Source organism: Aeromicrobium sp. (assembly GCF_047607065.1).
Lineage (GTDB): Bacteria > Actinomycetota > Actinomycetes > Propionibacteriales > Nocardioidaceae > Aeromicrobium.
Genome location: NZ_JASGDU010000040.1, coordinates 13,217 through 32,850 on the forward strand (window position 1 = coordinate 13,217; position 19,634 = coordinate 32,850).

General features: G+C 70.4%; 15 protein-coding genes. 8 read left to right on the forward strand and 7 right to left on the reverse strand.

What is annotated here, in order from left to right:
- The first annotated feature begins 230 nt into the window (after positions 1 to 230).
- Together QM597_RS05690 and QM597_RS05695 are read left to right on the forward strand one after the other, a co-directional pair.
- Positions 231 to 1,937 (forward strand): hypothetical protein, encoded by a 1,707-nt coding sequence (locus tag QM597_RS05690; protein ID WP_415003901.1) that lies wholly within the window; start codon positions 231 to 233, stop codon positions 1,935 to 1,937.
- Positions 1,938 to 1,980: 43 nt separating this feature from the next.
- A complete protein-coding gene (locus tag QM597_RS05695) occupies positions 1,981 to 2,148 on the forward strand; it encodes a hypothetical protein (protein ID WP_415003902.1) in 168 nt (55 codons plus the stop codon).
- 228 nt (positions 2,149 to 2,376) lie between these two features.
- Here the strand turns inward: QM597_RS05695 and QM597_RS05700 are convergent, their stop codons facing one another.
- The gene (locus tag QM597_RS05700) at positions 2,377 to 3,474 is read right to left on the reverse strand and encodes a glycosyltransferase family 4 protein (RefSeq protein WP_415003903.1); all 1,098 of its coding nucleotides are present in this window, start codon (positions 3,472 to 3,474) and stop codon (positions 2,377 to 2,379) included.
- A gap of 140 nt (positions 3,475 to 3,614) precedes the next feature.
- Here QM597_RS05700 and QM597_RS05705 point away from each other — a divergent pair, with 140 nt between their 5' ends.
- Positions 3,615 to 7,631 carry an alpha-(1->3)-arabinofuranosyltransferase family protein gene (locus QM597_RS05705; RefSeq protein WP_415003904.1) on the forward strand — a complete coding sequence of 1,339 codons (4,017 nt, stop codon included), beginning with the start codon at positions 3,615 to 3,617 and terminating at the stop codon, positions 7,629 to 7,631.
- Here the strand turns inward: QM597_RS05705 and QM597_RS05710 are convergent.
- Positions 7,535 to 8,698 carry an acyltransferase family protein gene (locus QM597_RS05710; protein ID WP_415003905.1) on the reverse strand — a complete coding sequence of 388 codons (1,164 nt, stop codon included), beginning with the start codon at positions 8,696 to 8,698 and terminating at the stop codon, positions 7,535 to 7,537. The genes QM597_RS05705 and QM597_RS05710 overlap by 97 nt on opposite strands.
- A 52-nt stretch (positions 8,699 to 8,750) precedes the next feature.
- On the opposite strand from QM597_RS05710, the gene QM597_RS05715 reads away from it, so the two are divergent.
- On the forward strand, positions 8,751 to 10,004 hold the full coding sequence (locus QM597_RS05715) for a M18 family aminopeptidase (RefSeq protein ID WP_415003906.1): 1,254 nt from the start codon (positions 8,751 to 8,753) through the stop codon (positions 10,002 to 10,004).
- A gap of 143 nt (positions 10,005 to 10,147) precedes the next feature.
- Positions 10,148 to 11,605, forward strand: coding sequence for a 30S ribosomal protein S1 (gene rpsA / locus QM597_RS05720; protein ID WP_415003907.1), 1,458 nt, complete (start codon positions 10,148 to 10,150; stop codon positions 11,603 to 11,605).
- A gap of 41 nt (positions 11,606 to 11,646) precedes the next feature.
- Here rpsA and QM597_RS05725 read toward each other — a convergent pair whose 3' ends face one another.
- Complete coding sequence (locus QM597_RS05725) at positions 11,647 to 11,793, reverse strand: hypothetical protein (RefSeq protein WP_415003908.1); 147 nt, start codon at positions 11,791 to 11,793, stop codon at positions 11,647 to 11,649.
- A 93-nt stretch (positions 11,794 to 11,886) separates the two neighbouring features.
- On the opposite strand from QM597_RS05725, the gene QM597_RS05730 reads away from it, so the two are divergent.
- Positions 11,887 to 12,849, forward strand: a complete 963-nt coding sequence (locus QM597_RS05730) for a GlxA family transcriptional regulator (protein WP_415003909.1) — start codon at positions 11,887 to 11,889, stop codon at positions 12,847 to 12,849.
- A 152-nt stretch (positions 12,850 to 13,001) separates the two neighbouring features.
- On the opposite strand, the gene QM597_RS05735 is transcribed toward QM597_RS05730, so the two are convergent.
- A complete protein-coding gene (locus tag QM597_RS05735) occupies positions 13,002 to 14,315 on the reverse strand; it encodes a class I adenylate-forming enzyme family protein (protein ID WP_415003910.1) in 1,314 nt (437 codons plus the stop codon).
- 139 nt (positions 14,316 to 14,454) lie between these two features.
- Here QM597_RS05735 and QM597_RS05740 point away from each other — a divergent pair, with 139 nt between their 5' ends.
- Together QM597_RS05740 and coaE are read left to right on the forward strand one after the other, a co-directional pair.
- Positions 14,455 to 15,297 carry an SH3 domain-containing protein gene (locus tag QM597_RS05740; protein WP_415003911.1) on the forward strand — a complete coding sequence of 281 codons (843 nt, stop codon included), beginning with the start codon at positions 14,455 to 14,457 and terminating at the stop codon, positions 15,295 to 15,297.
- Between the two features lie 2 nt (positions 15,298 to 15,299).
- A complete protein-coding gene (coaE, locus tag QM597_RS05745) occupies positions 15,300 to 15,911 on the forward strand; it encodes a dephospho-CoA kinase (protein ID WP_415003912.1) in 612 nt (203 codons plus the stop codon).
- Positions 15,912 to 15,923: 12 nt separating this feature from the next.
- Here coaE and QM597_RS05750 read toward each other — a convergent pair whose 3' ends face one another.
- The 3 genes from QM597_RS05750 to QM597_RS05760 form a co-directional block, all read right to left on the reverse strand.
- Positions 15,924 to 16,877: an RNA polymerase sigma factor RpoD/SigA gene (locus tag QM597_RS05750; protein WP_415003913.1), complete on the reverse strand. Its 954-nt coding sequence runs from the start codon at positions 16,875 to 16,877 to the stop codon at positions 15,924 to 15,926.
- 72 nt (positions 16,878 to 16,949) lie between these two features.
- A complete protein-coding gene (locus QM597_RS05755) occupies positions 16,950 to 19,085 on the reverse strand; it encodes a S9 family peptidase (RefSeq protein ID WP_415003914.1) in 2,136 nt (711 codons plus the stop codon).
- A 93-nt stretch (positions 19,086 to 19,178) separates the two neighbouring features.
- Positions 19,179 to 19,634: an SRPBCC family protein gene (locus tag QM597_RS05760; RefSeq protein WP_415003915.1), complete on the reverse strand. Its 456-nt coding sequence runs from the start codon at positions 19,632 to 19,634 to the stop codon at positions 19,179 to 19,181.

A 19,634-nucleotide genomic window follows, 5' to 3' on the forward strand; every position in this document is an offset into this window, starting at 1 on the left:
GTCCGCACCGATACGCGCGATCTCGAGGGAAGCGCCTCCGAATGGACTCGTGCCGCTCATTGTCCCCCGCAAGCGGGAGGTGCCCCCAGTGCGGAGCGAGGAACGAGCGGAGCCTCGAAATGAGCGGCGGTTCTGGTCCCTCCGAGGCTCGGCCGCAGGCGGCCTCGCACCTCATGGACCGGCAGGCAGCACACAACCCGAATAAATCAGCACTTCTCTAGGCTGGGCGCGTGAGCCGGAGGCGTCTGCACGATCTGATCGTCACGCAGTGGTGCGTGCTGCTGGCCCTCGTCGTCGCACTGCCCTGGCGGGGGCCGGGCTATGTCCTGAGTTACGACATGCTCTGGCTGCCGCGATGGGACCTGAGCCGCGACGACCTGTGGGGCATGGGCACGGCCGTTCCGCGGGCGGTGCCGTCCGACGGCGTGATCGCGGTGCTGTCGCAGGTGATCGACCCGGTGCTGCTGCAGCGTGGTGTGCTGATCGCGGCCCTGGCGCTGGGCGGTATCGGTGCGGCACGGCTGATCGACGACGCCGCGCTCGGCGTACGGCTGGTCGCCGGCACCTACGCACTGTGGAACCCGTTCGTCGCCGAACGCCTGCTTCTGGGCCAGTGGCCGGTGCTGGTGGCGCTGGCATGCCTGCCGTGGATCGTCGTGGCGGTGCGTGACGAGGACGAACCGCGCATCGCCCTGCTGACGCTCGCTCTCGCCGGGACGGCGCTGAGTGCCGCTACCGGGATCATGGGCCTGCTGGTCGCCCTCGTCGCGGGCTGGCGCTCGGGGGTGTTGCGGACCGTCCTGCTCGCCGCGCTGGTCAATGCGCCGTGGGTCGTGGCGACCGTGTCCCGTCTGGAGCCGGTGGTCAGCGACCCGCGCGGCGTCGACGCCTTCGCGGTGCAGCCCGAAGGTCCGCTCGGCCGGTTCGGGGCGTTGGCTGCGCTGGGAGGTGTCTGGAATGCCGAGGTAGTACCGGGGTCGCGCCTGGTCTGGACGGCGACGCTGCTGGTTGCGGTGATGTGGGCGCTGATCCTGGCTGGCCTCCTCGCCTGGTGGCAGCGGGACCGCGACGGACTGCTGGCACTCGGCGCGCTGGCCGTCCTCGGATATGCGCTGGCGGCCTGGGGATGGGTGGCACCGGGGAGCCTGCGCCGCCTGATCGAATGGCAGGGGGCCGTCGCGCTCTTCCGTGATGGAACGCGCTACCTCGCGCTTGCCGTGCCCTTCCACGCGCTCGCGCTCGGTTACGGAGCGGGCCGGGTCGGCACCTGGATCGCTTCGGCGGCCGGATGGGCGCGCGCGGGCGCGGTGGCGGCCGGCCTGGCCGTCGCGTTGCCGCTGGCGGCCCTGCCGGACCTCGCCTACGGGGTGGGCGGGCGCTTGGAGCCGGTGACCTATCCCGATGGCTGGCAGTCGGCGGCTGCGCAGGTGCGCGCGAGCGAGGTCGCCGGTGATCTGTTGGTGCTGCCGTTCCACCCCTACCGCGCGCCGGCATGGAATGACGGTCGCACGGTCATCGACCCGGCAGGCCGCTATTTCTCGCGCGAGAGCGTTGTCAGTGATGCCCTGACGGTCTCCGGCGTGACCTTGGAGGCCGAGGATCCACGGGTCCGCGAGATCGATGACATCCTGGCCGACCCTGCGGCGACCCCGGCCGATCTGGCACGGGAGGGCATCGGTCTGGTGCTGTTGGACACTGAGGCACCGGGCGGCCAGGGCCAGCCGGCCGCCCTGTCCGGGGCGCGCGATCTGGGCCGCTTCGGAACCTGGCAGATGTGGGCCGTCGACGGCGCGCGCAAGGTCACTGTGGCGAGTGAGGTGCGCACGGCGGTCACCGTGGCGTGGTGCCTGGCCGCAACTGCGGTCGGCCTCGCCCTGCTGGCAGTGCTATTCGGATTAGTCGGCCGGATTCGCCGGGTTCTGAGCCGCCAGCGGTGACCCCGGTGCTTGGTACCGTGATCTGGTTCTGAGGGAGGGAAATATGACATTCAGCAGCAGGGCTGTGGCGGTGGCGGCGTTCATCGCCGGGGTCGGCCTGGCCGGAGCGGCCGCTTACGGAGTCGGCCAGTCGGTGCAGACCGGTTCGGCCGGAGCAGGCGAAGACGGCGGCACCGACACGGTGAAGACGGTGGACTACGGCTCTAACTGAGGTCGTTCTACGCATCAAGGCCGGTTCCGGGAATCCCCGGAACCGGCCTTCGTTTCCTGTGGACCTTCCGCAGGTAGGTGGAGCCGGTCATTGAGGTGCGAGCTTGCGAGCCTCGAAATGACCCCACGGCAGGCTGCAAGTTCCTCGCACCTCAGGGGCCGCCTCGCTCGTACCTCTCCCAGCGGACCGACCGGCGGAATCTCTTTTTCTCTGTGTCGTCCGCGAGGGTTAGCGGGTTGCCGCCGTGGCGATGACCTCGGCGAAGAGGGACTGTGAGGCCTCCCACGACAGCGAGGCGGCCTTGGTGCGGGCGCCCTCGCCGAGGAAGCGACGCCAAGCCTCGTCACCGAGGATCTCGTCGACGGCGCGGGTCAGCTCTTCGGGCGTGTCGACGAGGACCCCGGTGCTCTTGTGGTCGATGGACTCCGTCGTACCCCCGGCCGACGAGTAAGCCACCGTCGGCGTGCCGTGCCATCCCGCCTCGCCGACGACCAGGCCCCAGCCTTCCTTGAGCGACGGCATGACCATGACCCACGCCTCCGCCAGCAGCCGGTGCTTGGTGGCCTCGTCGACGAACCCGTGGAACTGGATGCGGCCGGCGACGCCGCGGGCCTCGGCGTGCTCGCGCAGCCGAGTGTTCCACCAGCCGTCTCCAGCGATGTCCAGGGTGAGGTCCGGGTAGCGGCCGGCCAGGTCGGCGAGCGCGTCGATGGCGTGCTCGACCTGCTTGTGCGGCACCAGGCGGCCGAGCACGCACATCCGGGGGCTGGGGCTGTGCGGTGCGCTCGGACCGGGAGCCGGGGTGGTGCCGTTGTGGACGATCTCGATGCGGTCACGTCCGACGCCGAGGTCGATCAGCTCCAGCCGGGTGGCCTGCGAGACGGTCACGTACTTCGATCTCCGGTACAGGCGCGGAGCGAGGCGGCTCTCGATCCACCAGCCGATCCGCCCGACGAGACCGGGATAGACCACCGGCCACTGTTCGCGGTGGACGTGATGCAGCAACACGACCACCGGTTTGCGAGTCGCCCAACGGGTGAAGAACGGCAGGCCGTTCTGGACATCGACGACCACATCGACCGGTCCGTAGCGGCCGCACAATAGCCGGACGAACAGGTGCGCATAGACGCCGAACTTCGCGCCGTTGCGGCGAAAGCGCACCCCGTCGACGGTCTCGTCAGAAGCGGCACCGGGAAAGGCCGCAGCGGCGATGGTGACGCGGTGGCCTCGCTCGGCCAGCCCGCGCGCCATCTGCTCGACGTAGAACTCCGAGCCGCCGCCCTCGGGGTGGCGCGTGTCGCGCCAATTGCAGAACAGGATGTGCATGTCGACATCGCCGGATCGCTCCGGCGTCCTCCCTCGCTGTGACGCGAAGAGTCCCTCAACTCCTCGCCCGCAGCACCCATCGGCGCAGCGTGCCCCGACGGTAACACCGCGATGGTCCACCCCCGGACTATCGTGCGGACATGCCTGGGCCACGAAGCGCCGAGCCGGTGAGCGCGCTTCGGCGGTTCCGTCTCGCGGTCGGCTGCTTGGTGCTGACGGCGCTGGCCTTCGTGCAGCAGCCGGGCAGGACCCTGGCCGACACGAAGCTCGACCTGGTGGTCGATCCAGGCGGCTTCCTGCAGCGTGCGCTGACGATGTGGGATGCGACCGGCTTCGGCGGGCAGGTGCAGAACCAGGCGTACGGCTACCTGTTCCCGATGGGGCCGTTCTTTGGCATCGGGCACCTGCTGGACCTCGAACCGTGGGTGATCCAGCGGCTGTGGTGGGCGCTGCTGTGGAGCGTGGCCTTCGTGGGAGCAGCGCAGGTCTGCCGCGCCCTCGGGATCGGATCGCCGCGGCTGCACCTGCTGGCCGGATTCCTGTACGCATTGTCGCCGCGGGTGCTGACGATCATGGGGGTCAACTCCATCGAGGCCTGGCCGGCGTCGCTGGCGCCGTGGGTGCTGCTGCCGTTGGTGTTCGGGGCCGGTGGTGACCGGCCGCGGCTGCGGGCCGCGCAGAGCGCGGTGGCGGTCGGCTGTGTCGGCGGCGTCAATGCGGTGGCGACGGCGGCAGTGCTGCCGCTGGCGACCCTCTGGCTGCTGACCGCGCCGCCCGGCCCGGCGCGGCGCACCCTGCTGCGCTGGTGGCCGCCGCTCGTCCTGGTGATGACCGCATGGTGGTGGGGTCCGCTGGTGCTGCTGGGGCGCTACAGCCCGCCCTTCCTCGACCGGATCGAGAGTTCCGCGACGACGACGGCGTCCGCCACGGTCTTCGACGCCTTACGAGGCACGAGCAACTGGGTGCCGCGCTCCACCTGGACCTACGAGGCCGGGCGCGACCTGCTGACTTGGCCGGTCGTGGCCGTCGCGCTGACGTTCGTGGCGGCCGTCGGGCTGGCCGGTCTGGCCCGCCGTGACATGCCGCACCGTCGTTTCGTCGTGCGCGGTCTCCTCGCCGGGATCGTACTGACGACCCTGGGCCACACGGCCGGGGTGGCCGGCTGGGTGGCCCCGGCGGTGCAGGACCTGTTGGACGGCCCGCTCGCCCCGATGCGCAACATCCACAAGTTCGACCCGGTGGTGCGCCTTCCGCTGGTCCTGGGGCTGGTGCATGCGCTCTCGGTGGCCGCCGGTCGTATCGGTGATCTCGACGACGCGGTGGCCCGGCGGTGGTGGACGCGGGGTGCCGGATTGGTGACGCTGACGATGGTCGGGCTGGCCGTCACGCCGCTCTGGGCGGCCCGGATTGCCGGGCCGGGCGGTTACGCGGAGATCCCGCCGTACTGGGTTCAGGCCGCCGAGTGGCTCGGCGACCGGCCGGAGGCGACGACGCTGGTCACCCCGGCCTCGCGGTTCGGCGACTACCTGTGGGGGAGCACCGGCGACGAGGTGCTGCAGCCGCTGGCCTCGTCGGCGTGGACGGCGCGGCCCGTGGTGCCGCTGACGCCGGACGGAACCGTGCGGCTGCTGGACACCCTGGGCGACGTCCTGGCCAGCGGGCGGGCCGAGACCGGCCTGGCGACGACCCTCGACCGGGCCGGGATCGATCGGGTCCTGCTGCGCTTCGACCTGGCGCTCGCCGCCGATCCGACGCGGGCGGAGGCGGCCTGGCAGACGCTGCGCAGCAGTCCGGGCATGGACCTGGCGGCGTCCTTCGGTCCGCTGATCGGCGGCCCGTCGAGCCTGGATATCGACGGGGTGCGGACATTCGTCGACGACGGCTGGCGCACACGGCACCCGGCCATCGCGGTCTTCGAGGTGCACCGCGACGAGCTGCGGACGGTCTCCGCGCCAGTGGACGAGGTGCCGGTGATCGTCGGCGGAGCGGACACGGTCGCGGCGCTGGACGGCCTCGGCCTGGTCGAGCCGGGGCCGACGCTGCTGTACGGCGACCGGATCGAGGGTGCGACCGGGCCGCTGACGCTCACCGACGGGTTGCGGCGCGGCGAGGTCGACTTCGCCCAGGTCGACCGGAACCGCTCGGCCTCGCTGAGCGCGGGTGAGCCGTACGCCGCCGACCGTGCGGCCCACGACTTCCTGACCGAGGCCGACGAGGCGTCGCTGGCGATACCCGAGTTGATCGGTGCGGAGTCCCTGACCGCTTCGTCATCGCGGGCGTGGGTGAACGGCTGGGGGCCGGTGTCGCCGTCGGCCCTGCCGTGGTCGGCCTTCGACGGCGAACCGCGAACCGCCTGGCAGGTAGTCGGGCCGGAAGGCAGCATCGAGCTGGACCTGGGAGCCGCGCGCGCACTCGGCCAGGTGTCGCTGCGCGCCGGGCTGCCGCCGGGCATGACGCAGCAGGTCACCGTCCACACCTCGACCGGCGAGGTCCATCGCACGCTCCGAGGTGACGAAACGGCAGTGATCGCCGTCGGCACCGTGGACCGGCTGCGCATCGAGGTCAGCCGGGCCGGCGGCGATGCACGGCTGTCGGAGGTGGCCTCGGACGCACTCGAGGTGTCGCGGCCGCTAACGCTGCCCGCCGTCGCCCACGCCGATCAGATCGTCGTGGGCCTGGACGGCGGCGAGCGTCCGTCATGCCTCGACATCGCCGGTGCCGCGCACTGCCGGTCGGGGGCAGCCGAGCCGGGCGAAGACGCTTATGCGATCGACCGGAGGTTGGATCTTCAGCGCTCGGGCGGCATGTATGCGCCTGCGGTGACGACCGTCGCGGTGGCCGGAGACGCCCTGGACGCCCTCCTGCAGACCGGTTCGCCGATGCAGGTGCGGGCTAGTTCGACCCTGAGCGACGATCCGAGAACGGGGACTTCGCGCATGATCGACTCGCGCCCTGAGACCGGATGGATTGCGCAGAGCGGAGACACCGCTCCCACCGTGTCGGTCTCGTGGTCGTCACCGCAGACCGTCTCCGCCTTGCGCCTGACGACCGCCGACTCGCTGCCGGCGTCGTCGGTGGCGCGGGTGCGTGCCACCGACGACGCCGGGCGCACGGTCGAGGCCGTTGTGCACGACGGCTTGGCGATTCTGCCCGAGACGACGACGTCGCGCCTGGAGCTGGAACTCATCTCCGCGCTCGATGCCGCCGACGCCGACGGGGTGCTACCGGTCGGTGTTAGTGAACTTCAGATCGACGGCACGCCGCAGGCAGCGCTCGCGGGGCCGACCGACGAGGTGCGGTCGTGGGGATGCGGCACGGGGCCGGAGCTGGTCGTCGACGGGGTTCAGGTGCCGACGGCGCTCGTCGCCGCGCCGCTGGACCTGCTGGACGGGCAGCGGGTACGCGCCGAGTCGTGCGGTGCGACCGAGGTCGCGTTGCCTGCAGGTCCGTCGCGGCTGACAGTACGGGCCTCCGCAGTGGCGCAGGCAGGCCAGTTGGTGCTGACCGAGACCGACGCCCAGGTCAGCGATGTGGCCTCATCGTCGTCCTCGGAGGGAACCCTGGTGACCGAGCTGCACAACGTCAATCCGGGCTGGGTCGGCACCGTCGACGGCGCTGCGGTACCGGCGGTCGCCGTCGGCGGCTGGCAGCAGGGCTGGGTCCTTCCCGACGATGCGCGGCCCGACGATCTCAGTACGCGATTCGCCCCGGCCGGCACCTATCGCGCGATGCTGGTGCTCGGGGGGATCGTCGCCTTTCTCGTCGCCGTGTTGACCGCCGCAGTGTCGCTGCGACAGTCCACTACCGCGAGTGTCGGCGTGGCGACGGAGGCAGGTTCGCGCTGGGCGGCGCGGCCGGTGCTGGTGATCGCCTCCGGCGTGACGCTGGCCGTGGTCGGGGGCGCTCCGGGGTTGCTGGCGGGCGGTGTCGCGCTGATCCTCGTCAGCTGCGGCCGGCGTGGCCGGGCGGTTGTGGCAGCGTGTGTGCCGCTGGCGCTCGCGGCTGGAGGTCTCATCGTCGTTCGCGGCTCCGAGTCCCTCCTTCTGACCCCTGCGGCGGCTCAGTGGTGCGCGGTTGTCTCGACTGCGGCGCTGGTGGCGCTCGTCGCCGAACCCCGGTGGCCGAAGCGGTTGGCCGGTCGCTCGACGCAGCGGTAGAGCAGTTCGCTGACGACCAGGCTCGCGGCCAGGGTGAGGGCGAACAGCAGCGGCCAGGATACGTCGAACTGGCGTAGGTCGAACAGCGCCATGACCCCGATGAGCACGAGCAGGTGGCAGCAGAACAGTGCGTACGACGTGTGCCCGAGGTGGCGGACGAGGCGATGCACGAGCAGGGAGGTCTCACACGGCGCGAGGACGCACGGCGCGACGACCAGGAGCGCCGTGAGGCCGTAGCCGAGGTGACGGACGAGTGCGCCGGCCGTGTCGGGCTGGAGCAGTCCGACCGGTCCGCCCAGCGGTGTGGCGACGATCAGCAGCACCGCCGACGCTGCGATCCAGCAGGTGAGGCGGGCGCGCGCGAGGGTCACCGTGACCTGGGTCAGGCGGGCGGGGTTCGTCGTACCGGCGTCGCTGGCCAGCACGGCGAGCAGCAACCCGGCGGCGAACCAGGTGAGGTACGACGGCAGTTGGTGGCGGGCGATCTCGGCTGCGGGGGAGTCGAGCCACCAGGTGAGGGTCACGTAGGCGATGCTCGCGGCGGCGATCAGGCCGAGGCAGGCCAGCAGCCGGTCGAATCGCCCGCCCGCCACGCGAGCCAGCAGCCAGCCGAGCAGGGGCAGGGCGAGGTAGAAGCAGACCTCGACGGTCAGGCTCCACATCTGCGTCAGACCCTCGGGCAGACGGGCACCGGTCGCATAGTCGGTGAGGCTCAGGTTGCGCAGCCACGTGCCGGGGCCTGCGCTGCGGTTCTGCGGGACCAGGGTCAGCGCGGCGACGACTACGAGCAGGTAGACCGGCCAGATGCGCAAGACGCGCTTGCGGTAGTAGCGCCGGACCGGCTCGACGGGGGTGCCGCGCAGCGCCCGTTCGATGTGCGGCCGGCCGAGCAGGAATCCGGACAGGACGAAGAAGACCGCCACGCCGACCTCCAGCCGGTGAGCGAGAGCGCCGATCAGGCCGTCGTCGTAGGCACCCGCCCAGAACCCCGTGTGCGTCGCCACGACCGCGACCGCCGCGACGGCTCGTAGCCCGTCCAGTTCGGCGTAGACGCGCGGCTGGTTCATGTCCCGATCCTCACACGCCCCGGTGTCGCCGTGCGGGCCTAGACTCGCGGGCATGGATGACGCCGATCTGCTGGGCCGTTTCATCGACGCATCACCGTCGCCGTTCCACGCCTGCGCGACGGCTGCGGCGACGCTGGCCGAAGCCGGATGGGTGGAGGTCGCCGAGCGCGACCCCTGGCCGAGCGAGCCGGGCCGGTATCTCGTGCGCCGTAGCGGTTCGCTGGCCGCCTGGTCGACCGAGGCCGCCACCGGCCCGGCCGACCCCTTTCGCATCGTCGGCGCTCACACCGACAGCCCGAACCTGCGGCTCAAGCAGCATCACGACCGCCGCTTCGACAACGTCGCGGTGCTCGCGCTCGAACCCTACGGCGGCCCTCTCCTGACCACCTGGTTCGACCGGGACCTCGGCATCGCCGGGCGTCTCGGCCTGCGCGACGGCAGTGAACGGCTCGTCCACGTCGACGAACCGGTCGTGCGAGTGCCGAACCTGGCGATCCACCTCGACCGCGACGCCGCGAACGCGCCGGACCGGCAGCGTCATCTCGACGCGATCTGGGCCGTGGCGGGTGCCGACGAGCCGTTCCTCACCTGGCTCGGCCGCCGCGAGGGCTTCGACCCGGCCGACGTCCTCGGCTTCGAGCTGATGACGACCGACACGCTGCCGAGCGTTCGCGTGGGCGCGCGCGGCGAGTTGCTGTCGGCACCGCGCCTAGACAATCAGGCCACCTGCTTCGCCGGGGTCAGGGCGCTCATCGACGCCGCGCCGGCCGACGGCTTGCGGCCGGTTCTCGTCCTGTTCGACCACGAGGAGGTCGGCAGCACGTCGGAGCGCGGTGCCCAGTCCGATCTGCTGGCCACCGTGATCGAGCGGACGGTCCTGGCGGCCGGGGGAGGCCGCGACGAGGTACACCGGGCGGTCGCCGGATCGGTCTGTGCCTCCGGGGACATGGCCCACGCCACCCACCCGAACCACGCCGACCGGCACGAGCCGCTGCACCGGGTCGCGCTCGGCGGGGGTCCGGTACTCAAGGTCAACCAGAACCTCCGTTACGCCACCGACACCCGCGGGACAGTGGCCTTCGCGCGTGCCTGCGAGCAGGCGGAGGTGCCGCTGCAGCGCTATGTGCACCGTGCCGACCTGCCGTGCGGGTCGACCATCGGGCCGATGAGTGCGGCGCGCACCGGGATCACCACCGTGGACGTCGGCGCGGCGCAACTGGCGATGCATTCGGCCCGCGAACTGATGGCCGCCGCCGACGTCGCCTCGTATGTGGCGGCGCTCACGGCCTTCCTCGCTCCGGCGTGAGTCCGGCGGCGGATTCACCGACGCGGGAGGCCGGGGCCGCCGTGGGCACTGGGGAGCCGGTCGCGTAGGCTTGATCGGGTGTCGGACGCCTGTGTCCGCATGCCTTTCATCCCTACTATCCAATCCATCGGAGCCCACCGGCTATGACTTCTGGTATCGCAACGCCTGCCACCGCGCCGCAGGTTGCGGTCAACGACATCGGCACCGAGGAAGACTTCCTCGCGGCCATCGACAAGACCATCAAGTACTTCAACGACGGCGACATCGTCGACGGCACGATCGTCAAGGTCGACCGTGACGAGGTTCTCCTCGACATCGGTTACAAGACCGAAGGCGTCATCCCCTCCCGCGAGCTGAGCATCAAGCACGACGTCGACCCCAACGAGGTCGTCTCCGTCGGCGACGCGGTCGAGGCCCTCGTCCTCCAGAAGGAGGACAAGGAAGGCCGTCTGATCCTGTCCAAGAAGCGTGCGCAGTACGAGCGCGCCTGGGGCGACATCGAGAAGATCAAGGAGTCCGACGGCGTCGTCGAGGGCACCGTCATCGAGGTCGTCAAGGGCGGCCTCATCATGGACATCGGCCTGCGTGGCTTCCTACCCGCCTCGCTCGTGGAGATGCGCCGCGTCCGTGACCTCGATCCCTACATCGGCCAGAAGCTCGAGGCCAAGATCATCGAGCTGGACAAGAACCGCAACAACGTGGTCCTGTCGCGCCGTGCCTGGCTGGAGCAGACCCAGTCGGCCGTGCGCCAGAAGTTCCTCGACGAGCTCAAGAAGGGCCAGGTCCGCAAGGGCGTCATCAGCTCGATCGTCAACTTCGGTGCCTTCGTCGATCTCGGCGGTGTCGACGGCCTGGTGCACGTCTCGGAACTGTCTTGGAAGCACATCGACCACCCGAACGAGGTCGTCCAGGTCGGCGACGAGGTCACCGTCGAGGTGCTCGATGTCGATCTCGACCGCGAGCGCGTGTCGCTGTCGCTCAAGGCGACGCAGGAGGATCCGTGGCAGCACTTCGCCCGGACCCACCAGATCGGCCAGATCGTTCCGGGCAAGGTCACCAAGCTCGTCCCGTTCGGCGCGTTCGTGCGCGTCGAGGAGGGCATCGAGGGCCTGGTCCACATCTCGGAGCTGGCCGAGCGTCACGTCGAGATCCCCGAGCAGGTCGTCCAGATCGGCGATCAGGTCATGGTCAAGATCATCGACATCGACCTGGAGCGTCGCCGCATCTCGCTGTCGCTGAAGCAGGCCAACGAGACCGAGGCCGCCGTCGCCGACGACTTCGACCCGACCCTCTACGGCATGACCTCGTCCTACGACGAGGACGGCAACTACATCTACCCCGAGGGCTTCGATCCGGAGACCGGCGAGTGGCAGGAGGGCTTCGAGGAGGCCCGTGCCACCTGGGAGCGTCAGTACGCCGAGGCGCACGAGCGCTGGGAGGCGCACAAGAAGCAGATCGCCGAGGCCGAGAAGGCCAACGCGGAGGCGGGCGAGGCGAGCAACTACTCCTCCGATGCTCCCGAGGCCGGGCCGGACGGCGGTTCGCTGGCGTCCGACGAGGCGTTGCAGGCGCTGCGCGAGAAGCTCACCGGCGGCGAGTGAGTCACGCCGCCGCCTGAGTCAGGCTCTCGATTCGAACCCGGTCACCGCACGCGGTGGCCGGGTTCGAACATGTCCGGGGTGTGGCTGGGCGGGGGCGGGGTGAAGCCGCGGTCGTCGGTGCCCAGGGTGCGGACGAGTTCGAGGATCGACAGCAGGGCGAGGAAGCCGATGGCGGCGAGAAGAATCATGGCAGTAATTCTTCACACCTGTCGTTTCTGCCAACAGTGGCAGAAACGACAGGTGGCATCGAAAAACTGCCATAGCTGTGCCATGCTGGTCTCATGAGTATTCAGCGTGTCGTCGCCGTCGTCCAGGACGGGGCTGAGCCGTTCGGGCTGGGTGCGATCTGCGAGGTGTGGGCCGAGCCGTATCACCCCGACGACGACAATCCGGTCTTCGATTTCACGGTGTGCACCGAGCATCCCGGTGTCGTGACCGGCCGCGCGGGTTTCGATCTCGTCGTGGAGCACGGGCTGGAGGCGATGGCCGACGCCGATCTGGTGTGTATTTCGCCGAAACACGACTTCGATCATCATGCGCCCGCAGTCGTCGAGGCGGTGCGGGAGGCGCACGAGCGGGGCGCGTGGATCTTCGCGCACTGTTCCAGCAGCTTCCTATTGGGGCAGGCCGGGCTGCTCGACGGACGGCGTTGCACGACGCATTGGCGCTACGCCGAACAGCTGCAGCGCGCCTTTCCGAAGGCCCTGGTCGATCCCGATGTGCTCTACGTCGAGGACGATCGCATCGTCACCGGTGCCGGCTCGGCGGCCGGGATCGACGCGGCGCTACACCTGCTGCGGCGTCACTTCGGGGCGAAGGTGGCGGCGACGGCGGCCCGGCGCATCGTGGTTCCGCCGCACCGCGACGGAGGGCAGGCGCAGTTCGTGCGCGCTCCGGTCCGCGAGCACGAGGCCGAGACGCTGGCACCGCTGCTGGCCTGGATCAGCGGGCATCTGGACGAGTCGCTGACCGTGGAACGCCTGGCCCGTCGCGCCCACATGTCGCCGCGCACCTTCGCGCGCCGTTTCCGCGACGAGACCGGCACCACCCCGCTGCAGTGGATCACCAATCAGCGGGTCGCGCTCGCCGAGGAGCTGCTGGAGAACAGCGATCTCGGGGTGGAGCAGATCGCCCAGCGCGCGGGCTTCGGCAACGGCGCGACCCTGCGCCATCACTTCACCCGGGTTCGCGGGATCGCCCCGCTGGCCTACCGCCGGCGCTTCACCTGCATCGAATCGGCCTAGAGGATGCGCGGATAGGCGGCACTCCGGTCATTGTCCCTCGCAAGCGGGAGGTGCCCCCAGTGCGAGCTTGCGATCCGGGTCCTGAGGTGCGAGGAGCTTGCGACGAGCCTCGAAGGGCGCACCTCAGCCAGCGGGACCTGCTGGCGGAACTTCTACGTCAACTCCCCGCGCTTGACCTTGCCGGTGGCCGTGCGGGGGAGGGCGTCGTAGCGTAGGTACTCCTTGGGGCGTTTGGGTGGGGCGAGCAGGTGCTCGGCGGCGGTCCGGAGGTCGTCGTCGGTGGCTTCACCGACGACGGCGGCGCAGACGCGCTGCCCCCATTCGTCGTCGGGCTGGGCGAAGACCGCGATGTCGCGGACGCCGGGCAGGCTGCCGAGGACGTCCTCGACCTCGGCCGGATAGACGTTCACCCCGCCGGTGATGATGAGGTCGGTGCGGCGGGCGTCGAGGAAGACCCTGCCCTCGGCGTCGACCCGCCCCAGGTCGCCGACCGTGAACGACGGGCCGTGCGGCGAGTCGCGCCAGGCTTCGCGGGTCTTGTCCGTGTCGCGCCAATACTCGAAACGCGCCCACGGCGGCACGGCGCACCAGATCTGGTCGTCTGAGTCGGTCCAGATCCTCCGGCCGGGGCGGGCGCGGCCCAGCGTGCCGGGGTTCGCGATCCATTCCGGTGCCGGACACGCGGTGAACTGGCCCTCCGTCGACCCGTAGAACTCCCATACGACGTCTTCGCCGAACACCTCGTGCGCGCGCCGTCGTGTGGGCGTCGGACAGGCGGCCCCGGCGTGCGCGACCAGCCGGAAAGAGTCGGTGACCAGCGGCTCGCCCACCTCATCGGCCCAGGCGAACAGCCGTTGAAGATGGGCGGGCACGCAGAACATCGTCGTCGGGGCGAGCGTCCGCATGGCCTCGGCGACCGGTGCGGGAGCGAACGGCACGACGGCCACCGAGCCGCCAGCCAGCAGGGTACCCATGGCGAATCGCAAGGGTGCCGAGTGATACAGCGGCGAGACGGCCAGGTTGATGTCAGTCGCCCGGAAGCCCCACAGCTCGCGCTCTTCGAGCACCGCCGCTCGCGCGTCATCGGGACCGAGCCAGCCCGACCAGACGCCCTTGGGCCGCCCCGTCGTGCCGGAGGTGAAGTGCATCGGCCGGCAGCGTGGATATGCCTCCAGCTCGCGTTCGCCGCCGCCGGCGAGCTGGTCCAGGATCAGTGGATCGTCGACCACCAGGGCCGGTTCTACCTGGTCGAGGATGTCGGCGCGCTCGCGCGGGGTCAGTCGCGGATCGAGCGGCACCGGGACGAGGCCGCTGCGTGTCGCGGCAAGTACGAGGTCGACGGTCGCGGCGCTCCCGGCAGTGAGCAGGGCCACCCGGTCGCCGTCGCGCAGCCCGGCCTCCCGTAGTCCCGCAGCTATGCGGCGTTGGCGGCGCACACTGCCTGCAGTGTCGTGAACCGGTGACATCCTTCACAACCTTCCGCCGTTTTGTCCGTTTGGCCCACTGTGACCCGGCACTCGTGAGACCATGGGCAATGAGGGGCGTCCGAGCCGTGGGCCGGTGCGTGCCTCGTAGTGTGTCAGCGAGATGTGAGGCGGTTCGACGGTGGGTTCACCCGGCAAGCGACGGGCGGACGTTCGAGCGACCCGGAGTCGCCGGGCCGAGGCGGCGACAGGCGTTAGTTTCTGGCAGCGACAGTTGCGCGCGGTCGTGCTGCCCACGGTCGGCGTCGGGGCCATCGCGGTCGCTGCGGCTGCGGCGGTGACGCAGCCGGGTCCGAACGATCCCCAGCCTCAGCGAGTGACGGTGGCCCAGAGCGAGGTCAGCCGTGCCGGCGAGCGACCGGTGCTCGCCCCGCAGGCGAGCGTGGCCCAGCAGGTCTCGGGCGTGCTGTGGGTCGCCGACGATGCCGAGGTCCGATCCGACGCCGCAGCCGATGCCCCCGTGCTCGCCCAGGTGAGCGAAGGCAGCCAGGTGGTCGTCACCGGCGTCGTCGAGGGGGAGTGGACGCAGGTGCTCCACAACGACGTTCTGCGCTGGGTGGCCACGGCCTCGCTGTCGGCCTCCGAGCCGCTGGGCACGGCCGCATGCCCCTCCGGCTCAGGTGTCGAGAAGGGCCTGCAGCCCGACACCGTCAAGGTGCACCGCGCGGTGTGTGCGAAGTTCCCGCAGATCAAGACCTACGGCGGCGTGGCGGCACGCAGCGGGGCCTCAGGGCATCCGACCGGCCGCGCCCTCGACATCATGGTGAGCGGTTCGCTCGGCGATGAGATCGCCCAGTACGTCATCGACCACGCCGCCGAGCTGGGTGCCAGCCAGGTCATCTGGGAGCAGCGCATCTGGGAGCCCGGTTCGGGCTGGAGCGGTATGTCCGACCGCGGCAGCAAGACCGCCAACCACTTCGATCACGTCCACGTGACGACCTACGGCGACAAGGCCACGGGCTGACCGTGGCGGCAGTTCGCGTCGGCCTGACCGGAGGCATCGGCTCGGGCAAGAGCACCGTGAGCGCACTGCTGCGCGGGCACGGTGCGGACGTGATCGACTACGACCAGCTCGCCCGCGAGGTCGTCGAGCCGGGCAGGTCCGCACTAGCTGCCATCGCGGAGCAGTTCGGACCGGGGGTCATCGCCGCCGACGGTTCGCTGGAGCGCCCGGCGCTCGGCGCGATCGTCTTCGCCGACGAGCAGGCCCGCCGCGACCTGGAGGCCATCACGCATCCGGCCATCCGCGACCTCGCCGCACGACGCGAGGCCGCAGCCGGACCGGAGGCCATCGTCGTGCATGACAACCCGCTGCTGATCGAGATGGGCGCGCACACGGCCTGTGACGTCGTCGTGGTCGTCGACCTACCGGTGCCGCAGCAGATCGAACGGCTCGTCCGCGACCGCAGTATGACCCCGGCGGACGCGCAGGCACGCATCGACGCGCAGGCCTCGCGGGAGGAGCGAGCCGCCGTCGCCGATGTGCTCATCGACAACAGCGGCTCCCTCGACGACCTCACCACGGCGGTCGAACGCCTGTGGCGCTCGTTGGAGCAGACCCGCGCCTCGGTGTCCTGAAACGGCTCTGCCTCAGGCGGCCAGCTCGGGATCGGCGATGCGGCGGAGCGCGGCGATGGCCTCGCGTTCGAGCTGGCGGACCCGCTCGGCGCTGATCCCGTGCCGCTTGCCGATGTCGGCCAGCTTCTGCTGACGGCCGTCCAGCAGGCCGAAGCGCGAACGCACGATGTCGGCCTCGCGCTCGCCCAGGTGGTCGATCAGCGAGCCGAGCATCAATCGGCTCTGGTCCGACAGGACGCTCTCGTCGGGGCCGGGGGCCTGTTCGCGGGCGATGAGATCGCCGAGCGAGGTATCGCCGTCTTCGTCGATGGGCGTGTCCAGGCTCACGTGGTCGCGGCCCCAGGTCATCAGATCGATGACGCGCTCCACGTCCATGTCGAGAACCATGGCGATCTCGGCCGGTTCGGGGTCGTAGCCGAGTTCGCGTTCCAGGTTGCGGCGCGCGGCGGTGACCTGGTTCAACTCCTCGACGACGTGGACCGGCAGCCGGACGACGCGGGCCTGCTGTGCGATGCCGCGGGTGATGGCCTGGCGGACCCACCAGGTCGCATAGGTCGAGAACTTGAAGCCCTTGGTGTAGTCGAACTTCTCGACCGCCCGGATCAGTCCGGTGTTGCCCTCCTGGACGAGATCGAGCATCGGCATGGCCGAACGGCCGTATTTGCGCGCGATGGAGACGACGAGCCGCAGGTTGGCCTGGATGAACTCCTGCAGCGCACGCTCGCCCTCGGCGGCGATCCATTCAAGTTCCTCGCGCGTGGCGCGTTTGGGCGCACCGCCCTTGGCGCGGCCCACCCGGCCGGTGTCGAGCAGATGCCGGGCGACGAGGCCGGCCTCGATGGTCTTGCTGAGTTCGACCTCGCGCTCGGCGTCCAGCAGGGGGGTGCGGGCGATCTCGGCGAGGTACATGCCGACGCTGTCCTTGCCTTCGGTCTCATCGATCCGCGTCGCGGTGTTCGTGCTCATGGCGCCTCCCGGTGGTGGTCTGTACCGGGTCAACGTGCGAGTTCGGCGCAGGATTCCGCTCTCAGTGGCTTCTTAGGGCCTCGCGGGGGCCTGGGCGGTGTCGATGATCCAGGCGAGTTCGAAGGCCCGCTCGCGCCAGGCGTTGTAGCGGCCGCTGACGCCACCGTGCCCGGCGTGCATCTCGGTCTTGAGCAGGATCGGTGCGTCGCCGGTCGTCGTGGCCCGCAGGCGGGAGACCCACTTGGCCGGCTCGACCACGCTGACGCGGGTGTCGTGCAGGCTGGTGACGGCGAGGATTGCCGGGTAGGGGACCGCGCGCACGTTCTCGTACGGCGTGTAGGACTTCATGTAGGCGTACACGCCGGGATCGTGCAAGGGATCGCCCCATTCGTCCCATTCGATCACCGTCAGCGGCATGGACGGATCGAGGATCGTCGTCAGTGCGTCGACGAACGGCACGGCCGCGAGCACGCCACGGAACGCCTCGGGCGCGAGGTTGACCACCGCACCCATGAGCAGCCCGCCGGCGCTGCCGCCCTCGGCGATCAGGCGGTCGTGGCTCGTCCATTCCTCGGCCACGAGGTGCCGTGCGGCGGCCACGAAGTCGGTGAAGGAGTTGGTCTTGTGGCCGAGTTTGCCGTTCTCGTACCAGGAGCGGCCGAGTTCGCCGCCGCCGCGCACATGGGCGACGGCGAAGACGAAGCCGCGGTCGAGCAGCGACAGCCGGGCCACCGACATCGCCGGGTCGATGCTGATCTCGTAGGCACCGTAGCCGTACAGCAGCGCCGGGGCGGTGCCGTCGCGCGGGGTGTCGGCGCGGGCCACGACCGACACCGGGATGCGGGTGCCGTCCTCGGCGGTGGCCCAGGTGCGGTGTTGGACGTAGTCGGCCGGGTCGTAGCCGCCGAGGACTTCGGCCTGCTTGCGCAGGTGGGTCTCGAAGGTGTCCGGATCGAGGTCGAGCACCGCCGAGGGCGTGACGAACGAGCCGACGCCGATGCGCACGAGCGGCTGGTCCCACTCGGCGTTGGCACCGAGGCCGCAGGAGAACAACTCCTCGTCGAAGGGCACCTCGCGCATCGGTCCGAAGCCGTCGGGACCGATGGCCAGGACGCCGAGGCGGGTCAGCGCGTCGCGGCGATAGGAGACGAACAGATGCCGGGCGAAGACCTCCACGTCGTCCAGGCGCAGCGCCGGATCGGCGGCGACGACCACGCGCCCGGCATCACGCGCCTGTTGCAGCGGCGCGGCCAGGACCGCATCGAGGTCGACCGCCGTCAACTCGAAGTCCGGCGCGCCCTCGTTGTGCAGCATCAGCAGGACATCGGTGTCGCCCACGATGGCGTGCTCGACGGAGTATTCGATGCCGGTGCGCCGCTGCATGACCACCGAGAACTCGCCCTCGGGGTCGTCGGCGCGCAGGAGCCGGGACTCGCTGGTGATCTTTGACGACGAGCCGATGACGAGGAAGCGCTCGGACTGGGTGCGCCCGATGCCGGTGAAGAAGCGCTCGTCGGTCTCCTCGTGGACCACGACGTCATCGGTGACGGGGCTGCCGAGCCGGTGCCGCCACACGAGGTACGGACGCCACGTGTCGTCGACCGTTGTATAGAACACGTGGGTCCCGCCGGCCGACCAGGTGGCCCCGCCGCTCGTGCCGGGGATCTCGTCGGGCAGGTCGGTGCCGGTGCGCAGGTCGCGGAAGCGGATCGTGTAGCGCTCGTCGCCGATGGTGTCGACGGAGTAGGCCAGCAGCGTGTCGTCGTCGCTCAGCGCGAAGGCACCGAGGGAGAAGAAGTCGTGCCCTTCGGCCAGGACGTTGGAGTCGAGCAGCACCTGCTCGCCCGGTGCCTCGGTGCCCGGTTCGATGACCGGGGGAGTCCAGTCGCCCGGCTGGGCGGGGCAGCGGCTGCGGATCGCATACGACAGCCCTTCGACCGTGCGGCTGAAGTACCACCAGTCGCCGCGGCGCACTGGCACCGAGAGGTCGGTCTCGCGGGTGCGGGACTTGATCTCGCCGAAGATCGTCTCCCGCAGGCCGGCCAGATGGGCGGTCCGGGCGTCGGTGTAGGCGTTCTCGGCCTCGAGCAGCGCCAGGACCTCGGGGTTATCGGTGTCGCGCAGCCATTCGTAGTCGTCGGTGAACTCGTCGCCGTGGTGGCGACGGATCGTGGGGCGGACCGGGGCGACGGGCGGCTCGGGGATCACCTGGGCGAGGCTACCGGTCCGGGCCAGCATCCGGCTGTAGGTGCGATCCGACGGGCGTCGTCGACGGCGGCCATAGGGGCACCGTACGCCCGCTCACAGACACAGGCGGCGCTCGCACGTGAGGAGCACCCGGCGAAAGACATGGGCGAAGATCGGCAGGGCCACATGCTGCACGATGGCGTCGGGAACGAATGGCATCCGTACTGCGGTGGTCCACTCGACACGGGTTCCGGCCTCGGCCGACGTGCAGGTGACCCGGCCTCCCTCGTGCCGTGCCGGCGGGAAGGATCGCGTGACGAGGTAGTCGAAGTGGCCCGCAGCTGCGGCGTGCGGACGCTGGTAGGCGGTGATGTGTTCGGTGAAGTGGCCGATGAGCCAGGTCACCACACGGATCGCCCCCGTTCCGTAGGGTGCCTCGAGGCCTTCTCTGGCCAGGCGTGATCGCAGGACGATCCGGGAGGACTCGGTGAAGTGGGAGGCATCGCTGACCCAGTCGAAAACCTCGTCGACCGGTGCGGGGATCGTGCGGGTGACGGTGATGGCGGCCAT